Origin of the sequence: Paenibacillus sp. FSL P4-0338 (assembly GCF_038002365.1) — a bacterium.
GTDB lineage: Bacteria > Bacillota > Bacilli > Paenibacillales > Paenibacillaceae > Paenibacillus_AQ.
The window spans coordinates 2,251,393-2,265,529 of sequence record NZ_JBBOCG010000001.1 but is presented as its reverse complement, the minus strand read 5'-3'; the positions used below and the strand labels follow the sequence as shown (position 1 = coordinate 2,265,529).

Sequence of the window (14,137 nt, the reverse complement as noted above, 5' to 3'; positions counted from 1 at the left end):
TATGGCATTTGAAGGATTAACCGGAAGATTGCAGAATGTGTTCAGCAAACTGCGCGGCAAAGGGAAAGTATCCGAAGATGACGTAAACGAAGCGATGCGTGAAGTGCGGCTGGCCCTTCTGGAAGCCGATGTTAACTTCAAGGTCGTCAAGGACTTTGTGTCTAAGGTGAAAGAGAAGTCTGTTGGCACGGAAGTGATGGACAGCTTCACGCCAGGCATGGTTATCATCGATATTGTGAACAAGGAACTGACTGAGCTGATGGGCGGAAGCCAGGCGAAGCTGGCTAAGTCGAACAAGCCGCCGACGGTCATCATGATGACGGGTCTGCAGGGCGCGGGGAAGACGACCACATCCGGTAAGCTGGCGAAGCTGCTGCAGAAGGGCAATCACCGCCCGCTGCTCGTAGCCGCCGATATCTACCGTCCGGCTGCAATCAAGCAGCTACAGGTGCTCGGAGAACAGATCAAGGTTCCTGTCTTCTCGCTGGGTGATCAGACCAGTCCGGTAGAGATTGCCAGACAAGGTGTTCAGCATGCGAAGGATAACAACCTGGATTATGTCATCATCGATACGGCAGGCCGCCTGCATATTGATGAAGAGCTGATGGAAGAGCTGAAGCAGATCCATAACGTGGTAACTCCAGACGAAGTGCTGCTTGTAGTCGATGCCATGACCGGTCAGGATGCCGTGAATGTGGCGGACAGCTTCAACAAGCAGCTGGAGCTTACCGGCGTAGTGCTTACGAAGCTTGATGGTGACACCCGTGGTGGTGCTGCGTTATCCGTCAAGGCGGTCACCGGCTGCCCGATCAAATTCGCCGCTCTCGGCGAGAAGATCGATGCGCTGGAGCCGTTCCATCCGGAGCGGATGGCTTCACGGATACTCGGCATGGGCGACATGCTGTCGCTGATCGAGAAGGCTCAGGCCAACATCGATACCGAAAAAGCCAAGGAAATGGAACGTAAGATGCGCAATGCAGAGTTCACGTTCGATGATTTCCTGGAGCAGATGGATCAAGTGAAGAAGCTTGGACCGATCGATCAGATTCTTGATATGCTTCCCGGCATGAACAAGGCCAAGGGCATGAAGGACCTGAAGGTGGATGATAAGCAGATGGGCCGTGTCGAAGCCATTGTTCATTCCATGACCAAGGCCGAGAAAGCCCAGCCTGAGATTATCAACCACAACCGCCGCAAGCGTATTGCAGCAGGCAGCGGTACCAACGTCGCTGAGGTGAACCGGCTCATCAAGCAATTCGATGAAATGCGCAAGATGATGAAGCAGTTCTCCGGTATGATGGGCGGCGGAGGCGGCAAGGGTGGTAAGAAGAACGCCATGAAGCAGCTCAAGGGCCTTGCCGGCAAAGGCGGCATGAAGTTCCCGTTCCGTTGATCTTAATCTTCAGGGTCAATCTTTAATGTTTAGGTTCTAGGTTTAAGGTTTACCCCTAGATCTGATATAGTACAACATCAGAAGATCGAGTAGTCTTTTGACCTTAATCTTTTGATCTTAGTCTTTCGATCTTGAAATCTTTAAAACCTCGTTGCCAGGGAACGCCGCCAGTCAAGCGTATCCCGCAGGGAGGAAAAGCGGTCTCCGCTCGAACTCATTCCAAGTCCCGCCAATCTGAACGCCTACGCTAGTTGCACTTAGCGGGTGTCCAGAGGGCAGAGCCCTTGGGGCCCTCCCTTCGGGAAGGGAGGGTTTGGGAGGGATCGACAACGATATTCTTTTAAGGAGGTGAATTTCGTGGCAGTACGTATTCGTTTGAAAAGAATGGGAGCACATAAAGCGCCTTTCTACCGTGTAGTGGTTTCCGATTCCCGGTCTCCTCGTGACGGCCGTTTTATCGAGGAAATCGGTTATTATAATCCGATCGAAGTACCGGCAGTCGTTAAGATTGACGAAGAGAAGGCTCTTAAATGGCTTCAGACAGGTGCACAAGCATCTGATACCGTCCGCAACCTGCTTTCCAAAGCTGGCGTGATGAAGAAGTTCCATGAGTCAAAGCTTCAGAAATAATGACTGATTGCGAGGGTCCTCTATGGAAGAATTAGTTGGTGTTATTGCTAAGGCTTTAGTGGATCATCCGGAGGATGTGGCCGTACGGACCGTGGAGAAGGATCACCTGATTGTCTATGAGCTCTCCGTGCATCCTGATGATGTCGGTAAGGTCATCGGCAAGCAGGGACGGATCGCCAAAGCGCTTCGTACCGTAGTCACATCTGCAGCAGTCAAAAGTGATAAACGCGTTACCGTGGATATTTTATCTTAAGGATGCGCACAAGGAGGGGCTAGGGATAGTATATCCCGGCTCCTTTTTGTTGAAAATATAAGAATTTATTAGCTGTACGCAATCAACGTGAAGGAGATGAACACATGACAGAAGAGTTAACCGTAGGCAGACTGGTGAATACGCACGGCATTCGCGGAGAGGTCAAGATCCTGTCGCATACCGATTTCCCGGAAGTGCGGTTTGCACCCGGCAACAAGCTGCTGCTGATTCCCGCAGACGGAAGCCCGAAATTCGAGGTTACGATAGAATCGGCGAAAGAACATAAAGGAATGTATATCGCCAAGCTGAAGGGGTATACGAATATTAATGAGATCGAGAAATACAAAGGCAGTATGCTCAAGGTGCCTAGTGATAATCTGGTTGAGCTGCCGGAGAACGAGTATTACTTCCACCAGATCGTAGGCTGTGAAGTCTACACGGATGAAGATGCCAGCCAGCCGCTGGGAACGATTACAGAGATTCTGCAGCCCGGGGCCAACGATGTCTGGGTAGTGAAGCCGAAGAAGGGCCAGGATATTCTGATTCCGGTTATTAACGATGTAGTGCTGGACGTCAATATTGCAGACAAAAAAATCACCGTGCATCTCATGGAAGGGCTGCTCCCATGATCCGCATCGACGTGCTGACGCTGTTCCCGGATATGTGTGAAGGCGTCTTCGGCACCAGCATTCTCGGTAAGGCCCGTGATAAAGGCATTGCTTCACTGAACACTGTGAACTTCCGCGACTTCTCGGGCAACAAGCATAATAGCGTAGATGACACGCCTTATGGCGGAGGGGGAGGCATGGTGCTGAAGCCTGACCCTATCTTCGCAGCGGTGGAGCATGTGCTGGCTCAGAATAACGCTGGCGGGGAGCATGGGGACAACGGGGATACAGAGGCAGTGAAGCCGCGTATTATTCTGATGTGCCCCCAGGGCCGGACCTATAACCAGCAGATCGCCGAAGAGCTGGCACAGGAACAGCACCTGATCTTCATTTGCGGTCATTATGAGGGCTATGACGAGCGAATCCGTGAGCATCTGGTGACGGACGAGCTGTCGATTGGCGACTATGTGCTGACCGGCGGTGAGCTGCCTGCCTTGACCGTAATAGATTCGATCGTGCGGCTGCAGCCGGGGGCGCTGGGTAACGAGACCTCTGCAATCTCTGACTCCTTCAGCACCGGGCTGCTGGAGTACCCGCATTATACCCGGCCGGCAGAGTTCAGGGGCTGGAAGGTGCCGGACATGCTGCTCAGCGGACATCATGCCAATATCGAAGTGTGGCGGCGTGAGCAGGCGCTTCAGCGTACCCTCGAACGCAGACCGGATCTGCTGGAGACGGCTGAGCTGACAGTGAAGGACAAGCAGACGCTGAAGCGGCTGCAGGAGCAGGCAAGCCTTAAGAATAATTAACTGTAAATTTGGGCCTGAATAGAGTCATAGCAGGCGTCTTTTTAACGTATATTACGTTAGGGAGGCGTTTTTTGCTGTGTGCTGGGGATTGTAAGACATGTTTCATGAATGTGACAGGTAGGCAGGAAGAGTAGCTTTTTATTTGAAAATAGAAGCAGGGGTGTGTCGGTACCCATGTAGAGGGGTAATAATAAGAGGCGCCGCAAGAGTAGATGCAGCGTAAGACACAGCTAGCTTAACTATCGAAAGGAATGACTGAAGTGACTACGAATACGCATGAACCATTCAAGCCAGCCGTGGACACAGTCCACAACAAAGAAGCGGAGCCGCTCCGCACAGTAAGTGATATTATCGATTTCTATAAGAATCGTAAATCATAACTAAGATGTGCAAGGAATGAATTAGACCCTGGTATCAGGTTCCATAGCCTCAGTAATACAGCAGATTACACCAATAACCGCTTGAACAGAAGGACTTAAGGTCCTGATGGCTCAAGCGGTTATTTTTAGATAATAAGCAGGTAAATAAAAAAGACCGTCCGAAGACGGTCTCTCTACCCGAGGCGCTAGTTTGTAACTTTGATCCGTATCCCGCGCCACCAAGGCTAAACCATTCAGCCGTTGGTCCGGGTAAGGGATACGTTCAGCATGTCATGCTTGATGTGAACGCACCTCCTTTCCTTGTGCCAAGAGTATAGCACAGCCTTTACGGAAAATCCATTAAATATTAATAACATCCGAAAAAATATTGAACTCCATAAAAACGCTGAACTCTATTTGAAACTACTGCACTAGTGAGGTATATTTATAGTATAAGTAGTAAGTAACCGCTTACAGTCATATTATGTATTAGATGAACGTATGTTAATCGTAGGTATGCGGCAGACGTAAGTATGAAGGAATGGATTGATTTGAAATGTCGGGGTATAGCGCAGCCTGGTAGCGCGCACCCTTGGGGTGGGTGAGGTCGCAGGTTCAAATCCTGTTACTCCGATTTAAACAACATAACGATTCCTTACCAAGAGGGAGTTTTTGCAAGCTTCATGAAAAATTGCGTATGAATTAGAGTGATGAAAGTAAAAATAACTATAAATGGTTTTAAATTATAAGCAATATGTTGTATACTATAGAAATTACAGGAGTCGTACATACGACACGACTCCCGAGCAATAGCCGCTTTTAAGGGCGGTAGGCTTAAAAAGTGGAATAATCAACAAAAAGTAGACCATTCACCTTTGCCGAGGGCGGTCTACTTTTTGTTGTGGAATGATAGTATAAGAACAACCAAAGTCGCAAATGAAATCATTAGCGTTAATGTGTCTTTAACTGTCATATGGGCATCCCTCCCTTCTACGGAGAGGTAGCCGACCGCCCTTGCAAGCCTATTCTATTGCTTCTGCGATTATATCATATTTTGTAGAGGATTGGCATTTATTGTATTCCCGTTTTCGCTAAAACAAAAAACACTTCCGTCAGCGCAGCACGCTCTGTAGGAAGTGTTTTTATTTAGGTGATAAGGCTATGTGCGGTTAAACTAGAACCTGCCCCTGTCTCTATCCCGGCGGGTAAGCATAATGACTCCCGTAACCAGTGAATACAAGGCAACAACCATAAGCAATACAATGGCCCAAGTATAATTGCGCACCGTGTAGGTGAGCGAAGCGAAAATGATAAACCAGGCGATCCGCAGTACTCCTTCATTAATAAAACGTCTGCCTGCTGTACTCATGATTCCTGCCTCCTTATGGATTGTAGAAGATTGTTCACAACCGTAAGCGGTTAATTGTTTTGTTACTTTAATATTACCCCTTTTTACACAAAATTGATACACAATGTTCACAAGTTATTCATTTCACAGCTAATTTAATTATAGACAGCTGCTGCGTGACGATAGCCGTTACCGGCTTATCCCTCCCCTCATAAGATACAGAACCACGATTAAGGAGGAAACAGCAGATGGAAGCTTATTATAATTGTCTCCATTGCAAGGATAAGCGTGTACGCATTATGACTTCTGACGGCAAACGTCATGAAGGAATTATTGTGGATGTGGACCGGAATAATGTGTATCTGAAAACAAAGGGCAATGGTAGAATGCAAACTTCGGCCTTCTATCCGGGCGGTGCAGGAAACTACTATGGCGGATACTATGGCTACGGCAGTCAGATCCTTACCTTGAGCCTGTTCACGCTTCTGGCGATTGCGCTAATCTGACGATGGCCTGAACAACACAAAAAAGTGGGCTCCTGGAAGTCAGGAAGGCCCACTTTTTGCGTGAATAAATTATAGGATGATATAGTATACGGGTAAAATGCGCTCAAGGTAGAGGCTGTTAATTAACGGATATAGCTCCGATCTGCGTGGTTAACGATAGCAGCGGACCGCCGCCATTATAATCCTTAGATGTACCGTTGTCAGCGCCGGAGATGTGGCCAAGTTCGCTGCGGGCTTTGACCGTACATGCGGTTGATGCTGACAGATCGGCGGAGATTCTTCCGATATCGCTCTTGGCCTTGAGGCTGCTGCCCTTGGTCATGCTGGATACTCCAAGCTCAATACTTCCCGTATTCGACTCCACACTGGACTTGCCTGTGAACACGGTGTCTTGAAGGATGATGCTGCCCACATTGCTGTTAATCTCAAAAGTCCCCTCGAGCCCGCGGAGCTGAGCGGTGCCTACATTATTATCAATCTCAAACCGGTCAACGGTCTCTGGAATCCCGATTACATAATTAATGCTGAAGTTGGAATCGCCGTACTCATGCTGCGCCCATTCCCAGAGATCCTTCTTTGCATTGCCTTCACCATGAGCAGAGACGATGAGAGCGTCACCTTTATGTTCAATAGAAACTTCCGTATGATCCAGTACACCGGATACCAGCTTATGGCCTGTCTGCTCATGGACAATGACGGTGGCCTGGACAGTAATCTCGTCACCTGAAGCGGGCGCCACTGCGACTTCCCCCACCGAATTATCTAACTTAAGGACAGAAGCCGAAGCAATAGGCAGGGAGGTGGAGAACTTCCGGCTGATTCCGCTAGTGTTCATTTGATCTTCAATCATGCCCGCTGTGTTCTCGATGGCGTCGCCTACAGCATCACTGGCATCGCTGAGACTCTGCTTCACGGCTTCTGCCGCTTCCTGGGTGAAGCTGCCGGAGATCGTCTGCTCCAGTTGGCTATCCGCTGCTTCCTTGCCGGGAAGCTCCCGGCAGCCGGTAAGTGCAATAGAAAATACGGCCATTGCTGCAATAATTGCTGTGCTGTGATGTTTCTTCATTATATAGGCCCTCCTAAAGGCATGATTATTTGCTTATGTATACTCAGTATTATATATTATGGGAAAACACTGGATAACAGCCTGGCGGCGGGTTGTTGTACTGGACTATAGTCCAGTAAGCCTGCGGCTACATTTCAACTCTGCATTATGGTACACTAGCGTTAGATTAAGGAACGGAAGAATGAAATGTGACAGCTGGAGGGCCGGCACGGAAGCAGACCCGGGAGACGGTCTGTTTACTATTTTGACTGAACAAGTCAGAGGGGCGGATGAGCCAAATGCAGTATGCAGCTTTCCTGATCGTTGTGTTGGTGGGCGCAGTTGTCTATACCGTGTACCGCAGCCGGATGAGCCAAGAACAGACTGAAGCGCCGAAGCAGGGGAAGGCCAGTAATGTGATTTCTATGGAAGGGCACCGTAAGGCCAAGCAGAATGCTGCGGATCAGCAGTGCTCCTCCTGTAAGAAGAAGAACGGCAAGCTGATTTTTTATGCCCAGGATGACGGAAGTGTGGTCGGACTCTGCAAGGATTGCAAGGTGAAGGCGAAGAAACGGGATATGCTGCCGCTTTAAAGAATAAATATATGTTGCATGAGCCTGTCTTTTATGATAAAATTACTTCTGTTGTGTGGAATACGGTGGTCCTCTGCGGATAATGAGGGAGAGCAACGGCTCTCCGGAAGAGGCAAGAACACCTGTACGGAAGGAGGAAGTCCTTAATGAATATCCTACAAGCAATTACACAAGAGCAACTTCGTAAAGATATCCCGAGTTTTCGCCCGGGTGACACTTTGAAGGTGCATGTAAAAGTTATCGAAGGAACTCGTGAGCGTATCCAGTTGTTCGAAGGCGTTGTAATCAAACGTCGCGGCGGCGGTATCGGTGAGACTTTTACGGTTCGTAAAATCTCTTATGGTGTTGGTGTGGAAAGAACATTCCCAGTTAACTCCCCTAAACTCGAGAAAATCGAAGTGGCTCGCCGCGGTAAAGTTCGTCGTGCGAAGCTGTACTATCTTCGTGACCTGCGCGGTAAAGCTGCAAGAATTAAAGAAATTCGTCGCTAGAATAGTGACAAAGGAAAGGGGCTTGAATTCAAGCCCCTTTCGTTTATTTCTTGTAATTAAAGAATTGTGCTCCCCGCAAAGCACCTGAGTAAGCATCGAAGTTCGAGCATCACTTTGTGGGTTTTTAGACATATGTGCCTTAGGAACAGCTTCTCCGAAAAGGCCTCCTGAAGGAGTAATCGCGGGGGAGTTTTTGGCAGGAGCTTTTTTGTATTGTATAGTGGAGATAACAATTATTGGAGAGGACGGTGAACTATGCAGCAGGATTTGCAGCAAGGGCAAGGCGAAGTGATTGATTCAAACGGCCAGAGCCCCCGGAAGCCAAAGAATGAAGTCCTGGAATGGATTAAAGCGATAGCGATTGCATTGGTTCTGGTTATTCTAATACGCTGGCTTTTGTTCAAACCGTTTATCGTAGACGGCCCTTCCATGAAGCCTAACTTCCATACCGGCGAAAGAGTGATTGTTAACGAAATTCTCTACGATATCCGCAAGCCGGAGCGCGGAGAAGTCATTGTGTTCCATGTGCCTTCAGAGGGCCGGGATTTCATTAAGCGTGTCATTGGTGTGGCAGGCGACACAGTCACAGTTGAAGGGGATGTCGTTACAGTTAACGGAGAGCCTGTGAACGAAACGTACATCCAAGGCGCGATTGATGATGCGCATAATAACAACATTTTGTACAACAATAAGAACTTCCCGAATGAGCAGTTTACGGACAATAAGGTGCCGGAAGGCCATGTGTTCGTAATGGGGGATAACCGCTCTGACAGCACGGACAGCCGGATGATCGGTTATGTGCCGCTGGGGGATATTGTCGGCCGTGCAGACCTTATTTTCTGGCCGGTGAAGAATATTTCATTAATAAATCATTAATTCATTACGAAGCTGACAGAAGTCAAAGGAGGTGACGGCATTGGCCATTCAATGGTTTCCTGGTCATATGACGAGGGCTAGACGGCAAATCGAGGATAAGCTGAAGCTAATTGATGTTGCAATAGAACTGCTTGATTCCCGTCTGCCGATTTCGAGCCGCAATCCGATGATTGACGATATTTTGCGGGACAAGCCAAGACTGATTATTCTAAATAAAGCAGATCTGGCCGATCCGGAAGCTACGCGCAAGTGGCTGGCTTATTTCAAGGAGCAGGGTCATGTTGCCTATCCGGTAGATGCTTCTACTGGCACTGGAATTAAAGAAATTCCGGAGCAGGTGAAGCTGCTGCTAAAGGACAAGATCGACCGGCAAATTGCCAAGGGCATGAATCCGCGTGCGATGCGGGCACTGATTGTGGGCATTCCCAACGTAGGCAAATCGACTCTCATTAACCGGATGGCAGGAAGAAATATTGCAATTACCGGTGACCGTCCGGGGGTTACCAAGGGCCAGCAATGGATTAAGACCGGCGGTAGTCTGGAACTATTGGATACGCCGGGGATTCTTTGGCCGAGGTTCGAGGACCAGGCGGTAGGCTATAAGCTGGCAGTAACCGGGGCCATTAAGGAAGAAATCCTGAATATTGAGGATATCGCTTATTATGCGGTGAAATATCTGGTGAAGGATTACGGAAGCCGGTTCAAGGAGCGCTTCGATATCAGTAAGCTGCCGGAGGACTTAGAGAACCCGGATGAAATCGTAGCCGTTATGGAAGCGGTAGGGCGTAAGCGCGGTTGTCTGATGAGCGGTGGCCGTGTAGATCTGGAGAAGGCTTCACGCGCGCTGCTGCATGAGCTTCGTGCCGGGAAGCTTGGACGCTTCACGCTGGAGACACCTGAATAGTAGAATGTAGTATGGAATGGAAGAGCCATCCGTGAATGTGGGGTGGTTCTTTTTTTGCGTATTAGAGGGTTGAGGAAGAATGGGCTGGAAGTCGTTAGTGCTGTGAAGTGTGAGAAGGAGCGCGAAAAGACATTGGGAGAGTTGGAGAGAACAAGGGTAGGGGTATGAGAGGATGCGTGAAGCAATCATGTAAGAATTGCAACTTTTCTCTATTAATATTGGACGGAGCAGCAGAAGTGTTGTTTTTCATACAACTTTTTTGGATTTGCGCAGTATTAATGAAGGGATTGTTGTATTCAGTGCAGAATTTTAAGATTCTGAGACTGGGATTGGATGGAAATGAGTGCAAGTTCGAAGCTCTTTTGGGATTCGCATTCTGTCATATATTCGTAGGAAGATCATAGATGTAGCTTATTTTAATTTTAGTGGGCAGGTGGAGAGACGATGAGTGAGATAGATATGCTTGGGTATGAAAAAGAAGGCTGGAGACAATCTTTCCGTCACATCGCAGGTGTGGATGAAGTGGGCCGGGGGTGTTTGTTCGGGGATGTGGTGGCTGCAGCGGTAATTTTGCCGGTGGGGCTGATTATTGAGGGTGTGGATGACTCTAAGAAGCTGACGGCCAAAAAGCGGGATGCTCTGTATGAGACCATTATGGAGCAGGCGCTGGCGGTAAGCTTAGGGCATGTGGGGGCAGCGGTGATCGATGAAATTAATATTAAGCAGGCTTCGCGTTTGGCGATGCGCCTGGCGGTAGAAGGTTTAAGCCAGCAGCCGGACTATATGCTGATTGATGCGGAGAAGGTGGAACTGCCCTTGCCGCAGCGCGCCATCATCAAAGGGGATGCCAACAGCCAGTCGATTGCTGCCGCCTCCATTATAGCCAAGGTGACCCGTGACCGGCTCTGTGAGGGCTTGTGGGAGGAATTATACCCGGATTATGGGATTAAAGTACATAAAGGATATGCTACCAAGCTGCATCGTGAACAGATCAAGGCACTGGGTGTAACTCCGATGCACCGGCGCAGCTTCATCGGCAATATTCTGGCGGAGCAGGAACAGCTGGCTTTATTCTAAGCGTGTGACCCAGATAATCACAAATGAAGGCGAAATACCGATATAAATAGAAAGAAGGGAGGCGGACAACATGAACATCGGATCACTGGTTCGCGGTTTGCTTGGCGACAGTAAGGCGGGAGAGGCCAAATCTGTAGAGCTTAAGGAAGGTCAGGTTGTTCGCGGCGTTGTGCTTAGCGTATCCGATTCCGGAAAAGAAGCGGTGGTGCAGATTCAGGGAACGCCGGTACGGGCTGAACTGGAAACACCGCTGGCAGCCGGTCAGACGCTGAACCTGCAGGTGGGTGCACCAGGAGAAGGCGGCTTGCCGGTGCTTAAGCCGGTATCTCTTGGGGAGGCGGCTATGGTCTCGCCGCAGAGTATGGGCGAGGCACTCGAGTCGCTTGGACTTGCCAATTCCAAGACGGGCCGGGAGATTGTTCAAGCGATGCAGGCTGGAGGACTGGCTTTCACTAAGGAGACTGCGGCGAAGCTGGATGCAGTAATGAATGCCAAACCTCCCGGTGTCCCTGCTTCAGAATGGCTGGAGGCGGCTGTAATCTCGGTGAAGCGAGGCTTGCCTGTAACGGCTGAGACGGTGAAGGGGCTGCAGCAGGCTGTATTCGGACCGAAGCTGCATGATCTGCTGGCGAAACTGGAGACTGCGCTGAACGTATGGGTGAAGCAAGGGGCGGAAGGCGACGGATCAGGTCAAGCTGCGGGGAATAGCAGACCTGCGTCAGGGCTGCTGACAGGCGGAGTGAATGCTGCGCTGGCTGGCAATGGAGGGACTGCCGGAGTGAATACTCAGGCGGGACAGAGCGGTAATGCGGGCATTTCGCAGGCTGTGGGTGCCAATGGACAAGCTGAATTGGTATCAGCGGGAGATGCAGAACCTGCAGGAAGCGGGGATGCGGTTGGAGTGCGTGACGGTGCGGGGAACGCGACTGGAACGCGTGAAGGTGCAGGGAACGCAGCTGGAGCGCGTGGCGGAGGTGCGGGGAACGTAGCAGGAACGCATGGTGAAGGAGCGGGGAACGCTGCGGGAGCACGTGGCGAAGGTGCGGGTACTGTAGCTGGAGCGCGCGAAGGCGTCGGGAATGCGGGAGGAGCGCGTGAAGGAGCGGGGAACGTAGCAGGAACGCGTGGCGAAGGTGCGGGTCCTGTAGCAGGAGCTCGAGAAGGAGCGGGGAATGTAGCTGGAGCGCGTGGCGAAGTTGCGGGAAGCGTGGCTGGAGCGCGAGAAGGCGCGGGAATCGCGGCGGGAACGCGTAGTGAAGGTGCGGGAAATGCAGCTGGAGTGCGTGAAGGAGCGGGGAACGTAGCAGGAGCGCGTGGCGAAGTTGCGGGGAGCGTGGCAGGAACGCGAGAAGGCGCGGGGAATGTAGCTGGAGCACGTGGCGAAGTTGTGGGGAGCGTGGCTGGAGCGCGAGAAAGCGCAGCAATCGCGGCGGGAGCGCGTGGCGAAGGTGCGGGTACCGCAGCTGGGGTGCGTGAGGGCGCGGGCGTTGCCGCGCAGACGCAGAGCGCTGCGGGGCCTGCCCTGCTTGCGAAGCTGCAGGGTGTGCTCTCCGAGCTGCGCGGCACTCTGCCACAGCTCGCCGAAGCGCCGCCCGCCTCCGGCGCGGCGGGCGGCAGTGCAGCCCCTGCGGCTGCGCCGCCGCAGGGGGAACCCGCCGCCACCCAGGGGACTGACCCCTGGGTGGGGCGGATCTTGAAGCTGCTCGGTGCGGAGCACGAGCAGCAGATCCTGCGCAGCGGCGGGGCGCACACCGCCGCTGCGCAGGCAGCGTCCGGCGGCGCAGAAGATGCCGCCGGTACGCTCAAGGGCGTGCTGCTGCAGGTACTGGGCAGCAGTGAGGCCCCGCCCGCGGTGAAGGAAGCCGCGGGCCAGCTGGTTCAGCAGCTGACAGGCCAGCAGCTGCTGCTGAATACAGACCGCACCGCGCCGTTCGCGCAGGTGACGATGTTCCTGCCGCTGCACGGGCCGGATGGCCGGGAGACGGCCTCCGTCCAGATCCAGTCGCGGCGCGGCAGCAAAGGGGAGCTCGACGCGGCGAATTGCCGCTTGTGGTTCGATCTGGACATGAAGCAGCTCGGCCAGACGATGGTCGATGTGCAGGTGGTGGACCGCATCGTCAGCCTGAAGCTGCATAACGATGAACCTTGGGTACTGGAGCTGCTGGAGGGCCGCCGCGAGGAGATGAAAGCGGCGGTCGAAGGCATAGGCTATCAGCTATCCAGCTTGCGCACGGAGGCATTGCCGGAACGGAGCGTGGCCGCTGCTGCGGTGAAGCCGTCCGATTATGCTCCTCAGGAGTACAAAGGAGTAGATTACCGCATATGAGTGAGTCTGAGCAGAAGGTTCCGCAGAATCTCAAGAAGGCAGTGGCGCTCAAATATATTCCAGGGCAGAGCGAAGCGCCGGTGGTTGTCGCTAAGGGGCAAGGCTCGGTTGCGGACATCATCCTGCAAAAGGCAAAGGAAAACGGAGTAGCGGTCCAGGAGGATGCTGCGCTGGTAGAGGTGCTATCGAAGCTGGATCTCGACCAGCAGATTCCGCCTCAGCTCTATCAGCTGGTGGCTGAGATTCTCAGCTATGTATACCAGAGTGACCGGACAGCCGGGGAACGGAGACAGAAGTGAGCCATAACGGGGACGGCAGAACCTACACCCGCCAGGAGAAAGGCGCTGCTGCCGAGCAGGCGGCCCGAATGTATCTGACTTCACGGGGCTACCACATCCGGGATTATAACTGGCGCTGCCGTAGCGGAGAGCTGGATATTATCGCAGAGTATGAAGGCGCTCTGGTCTTCATTGAGGTGCGCAGCCGGAGCGGATCAGCTGTACAAGGCACTGCGGAGGAATCGGTCGATGCGCGCAAAATCCGTCAGGTGAGAGAGACGGCCCGGGTCTACCTGCACATGCAGGGACTGCAGCCGAATGCAATTGCCTTCGATGTGATTGCTGTACAGCTTCAGCCGGATTTAAGCATCGGCTCCCTGCGGCATCTCCGGGACGCCTTTTAGCGGTTCTCTGTTTTTCAAAAAAACGGGTAGAATTATACAATTATCCTTGACAGATGCCGGACTTCATGGGTCATTTCTCAAAAGAAGTGGGTAAACATTAGTGTAACTTTTAATGCCACCATGAGGAGGGCTGCCGGAATGAGGAATCAACCAATGAATATACAGGTAAGCTTTACTTGCCAAAATTGTGAGCATAATATAGTAACGGAACTTGGCGCAGAGCCCTTATCCGTTGTA

The 14,137-nt window shown here is 51.7% G+C and carries 17 protein-coding genes and 1 tRNA gene; 15 read left to right on the top strand and 3 right to left on the bottom strand.

Going from position 1 to position 14,137, the window contains the following annotated elements; genetic code table 11:
• The first annotated feature begins 1 nt into the window (after position 1).
• From ffh to MKZ07_RS09945, 6 genes are all read left to right on the top strand, one after another.
• A complete protein-coding gene (gene ffh / locus MKZ07_RS09970; protein WP_036701200.1) occupies positions 2 to 1,393 on the top strand; it encodes a signal recognition particle protein in 1,392 nt (463 codons plus the stop codon).
• Positions 1,394 to 1,750: 357 nt separating this feature from the next.
• Positions 1,751 to 2,023, top strand: coding sequence for a 30S ribosomal protein S16 (rpsP, locus tag MKZ07_RS09965; protein WP_036701203.1), 273 nt, complete (start codon positions 1,751 to 1,753; stop codon positions 2,021 to 2,023).
• Between the two features lie 22 nt (positions 2,024 to 2,045).
• Positions 2,046 to 2,276: a KH domain-containing protein gene (locus MKZ07_RS09960; RefSeq protein ID WP_020432321.1), complete on the top strand. Its 231-nt coding sequence runs from the start codon at positions 2,046 to 2,048 to the stop codon at positions 2,274 to 2,276.
• 104 nt (positions 2,277 to 2,380) lie between these two features.
• Positions 2,381 to 2,905: a ribosome maturation factor RimM gene (rimM, locus tag MKZ07_RS09955; protein ID WP_036701208.1), complete on the top strand. Its 525-nt coding sequence runs from the start codon at positions 2,381 to 2,383 to the stop codon at positions 2,903 to 2,905.
• Complete coding sequence (trmD, locus tag MKZ07_RS09950; RefSeq protein ID WP_036701255.1) at positions 2,905 to 3,693, top strand: tRNA (guanosine(37)-N1)-methyltransferase TrmD; 789 nt, start codon at positions 2,905 to 2,907, stop codon at positions 3,691 to 3,693. Before rimM ends, trmD begins: the two co-directional genes overlap by 1 nt.
• A 919-nt stretch (positions 3,694 to 4,612) precedes the next feature.
• Positions 4,613 to 4,686: transfer RNA gene (locus MKZ07_RS09945), tRNA-Pro, on the top strand.
• Positions 4,687 to 4,941: 255 nt separating this feature from the next.
• Here the strand turns inward: MKZ07_RS09945 and MKZ07_RS33550 are convergent.
• Both MKZ07_RS33550 and MKZ07_RS09940 read right to left on the bottom strand, forming a co-directional pair.
• Positions 4,942 to 5,025: a putative holin-like toxin gene (locus tag MKZ07_RS33550; protein ID WP_353953970.1), complete on the bottom strand. Its 84-nt coding sequence runs from the start codon at positions 5,023 to 5,025 to the stop codon at positions 4,942 to 4,944.
• 201 nt (positions 5,026 to 5,226) lie between these two features.
• Entirely contained in the window at positions 5,227 to 5,421 is a 195-nt protein-coding gene (locus MKZ07_RS09940; RefSeq protein WP_036701210.1) for a hypothetical protein, read from the bottom strand.
• Positions 5,422 to 5,648: 227 nt separating this feature from the next.
• Between MKZ07_RS09940 and MKZ07_RS09935 the strand changes: the two genes are divergently transcribed.
• Positions 5,649 to 5,906 carry a hypothetical protein gene (locus MKZ07_RS09935; RefSeq protein ID WP_036701211.1) on the top strand — a complete coding sequence of 86 codons (258 nt, stop codon included), beginning with the start codon at positions 5,649 to 5,651 and terminating at the stop codon, positions 5,904 to 5,906.
• Positions 5,907 to 6,024: 118 nt separating this feature from the next.
• On the opposite strand, the gene MKZ07_RS09930 is transcribed toward MKZ07_RS09935, so the two are convergent.
• A complete protein-coding gene (locus MKZ07_RS09930) occupies positions 6,025 to 6,972 on the bottom strand; it encodes a hypothetical protein (RefSeq protein ID WP_341025653.1) in 948 nt (315 codons plus the stop codon).
• Between the two features lie 278 nt (positions 6,973 to 7,250).
• Here MKZ07_RS09930 and MKZ07_RS09925 point away from each other — a divergent pair, with 278 nt between their 5' ends.
• From MKZ07_RS09925 to MKZ07_RS09890, 8 genes are all read left to right on the top strand, one after another.
• Positions 7,251 to 7,544, top strand: a complete 294-nt coding sequence (locus MKZ07_RS09925) for a hypothetical protein (protein WP_036701213.1) — start codon at positions 7,251 to 7,253, stop codon at positions 7,542 to 7,544.
• A 146-nt stretch (positions 7,545 to 7,690) separates the two neighbouring features.
• On the top strand, positions 7,691 to 8,035 hold the full coding sequence (gene rplS, locus MKZ07_RS09920) for a 50S ribosomal protein L19 (RefSeq protein ID WP_036701215.1): 345 nt from the start codon (positions 7,691 to 7,693) through the stop codon (positions 8,033 to 8,035).
• Between the two features lie 255 nt (positions 8,036 to 8,290).
• Positions 8,291 to 8,911 carry a signal peptidase I gene (lepB, locus tag MKZ07_RS09915; protein ID WP_036701218.1) on the top strand — a complete coding sequence of 207 codons (621 nt, stop codon included), beginning with the start codon at positions 8,291 to 8,293 and terminating at the stop codon, positions 8,909 to 8,911.
• A gap of 40 nt (positions 8,912 to 8,951) precedes the next feature.
• A complete protein-coding gene (gene ylqF / locus MKZ07_RS09910) occupies positions 8,952 to 9,815 on the top strand; it encodes a ribosome biogenesis GTPase YlqF (protein ID WP_036701219.1) in 864 nt (287 codons plus the stop codon).
• A gap of 444 nt (positions 9,816 to 10,259) precedes the next feature.
• On the top strand, positions 10,260 to 10,892 hold the full coding sequence (locus MKZ07_RS09905) for a ribonuclease HII (RefSeq protein ID WP_341025652.1): 633 nt from the start codon (positions 10,260 to 10,262) through the stop codon (positions 10,890 to 10,892).
• Positions 10,893 to 10,962: 70 nt separating this feature from the next.
• The gene (locus MKZ07_RS09900) at positions 10,963 to 13,218 is read left to right on the top strand and encodes a hypothetical protein (RefSeq protein WP_341025651.1); all 2,256 of its coding nucleotides are present in this window, start codon (positions 10,963 to 10,965) and stop codon (positions 13,216 to 13,218) included.
• Positions 13,215 to 13,517: an EscU/YscU/HrcU family type III secretion system export apparatus switch protein gene (locus MKZ07_RS09895; protein WP_036692460.1), complete on the top strand. Its 303-nt coding sequence runs from the start codon at positions 13,215 to 13,217 to the stop codon at positions 13,515 to 13,517. The genes MKZ07_RS09900 and MKZ07_RS09895 overlap by 4 nt, the downstream gene beginning before the upstream one ends.
• Complete coding sequence (locus MKZ07_RS09890) at positions 13,514 to 13,900, top strand: YraN family protein (RefSeq protein WP_036692462.1); 387 nt, start codon at positions 13,514 to 13,516, stop codon at positions 13,898 to 13,900. Before MKZ07_RS09895 ends, MKZ07_RS09890 begins: the two co-directional genes overlap by 4 nt.
• Positions 13,901 to 14,137 lie beyond the last annotated feature (237 nt).

Coding starts and splice junctions, on each gene's coding strand:
- ffh (WP_036701200.1), top strand. CDS start 2: ATGGCATTTGAAGGATTAACCGGAAGATTGCAGAATGTGTTCAGCAAA.
- MKZ07_RS09960 (WP_020432321.1), top strand. CDS start 2,046: ATGGAAGAATTAGTTGGTGTTATTGCTAAGGCTTTAGTGGATCATCCG.
- rimM (WP_036701208.1), top strand. CDS start 2,381: ATGACAGAAGAGTTAACCGTAGGCAGACTGGTGAATACGCACGGCATT.
- MKZ07_RS33550 (WP_353953970.1), bottom strand. CDS start 5,025: ATGACAGTTAAAGACACATTAACGCTAATGATTTCATTTGCGACTTTG.
- MKZ07_RS09940 (WP_036701210.1), bottom strand. CDS start 5,421: ATGAGTACAGCAGGCAGACGTTTTATTAATGAAGGAGTACTGCGGATC.
- MKZ07_RS09935 (WP_036701211.1), top strand. CDS start 5,649: ATGGAAGCTTATTATAATTGTCTCCATTGCAAGGATAAGCGTGTACGC.
- MKZ07_RS09930 (WP_341025653.1), bottom strand. CDS start 6,972: ATGAAGAAACATCACAGCACAGCAATTATTGCAGCAATGGCCGTATTT.
- MKZ07_RS09925 (WP_036701213.1), top strand. CDS start 7,251: ATGCAGTATGCAGCTTTCCTGATCGTTGTGTTGGTGGGCGCAGTTGTC.
- rplS (WP_036701215.1), top strand. CDS start 7,691: ATGAATATCCTACAAGCAATTACACAAGAGCAACTTCGTAAAGATATC.
- lepB (WP_036701218.1), top strand. CDS start 8,291: ATGCAGCAGGATTTGCAGCAAGGGCAAGGCGAAGTGATTGATTCAAAC.
- MKZ07_RS09905 (WP_341025652.1), top strand. CDS start 10,260: ATGAGTGAGATAGATATGCTTGGGTATGAAAAAGAAGGCTGGAGACAA.
- MKZ07_RS09900 (WP_341025651.1), top strand. CDS start 10,963: ATGAACATCGGATCACTGGTTCGCGGTTTGCTTGGCGACAGTAAGGCG.
- MKZ07_RS09895 (WP_036692460.1), top strand. CDS start 13,215: ATGAGTGAGTCTGAGCAGAAGGTTCCGCAGAATCTCAAGAAGGCAGTG.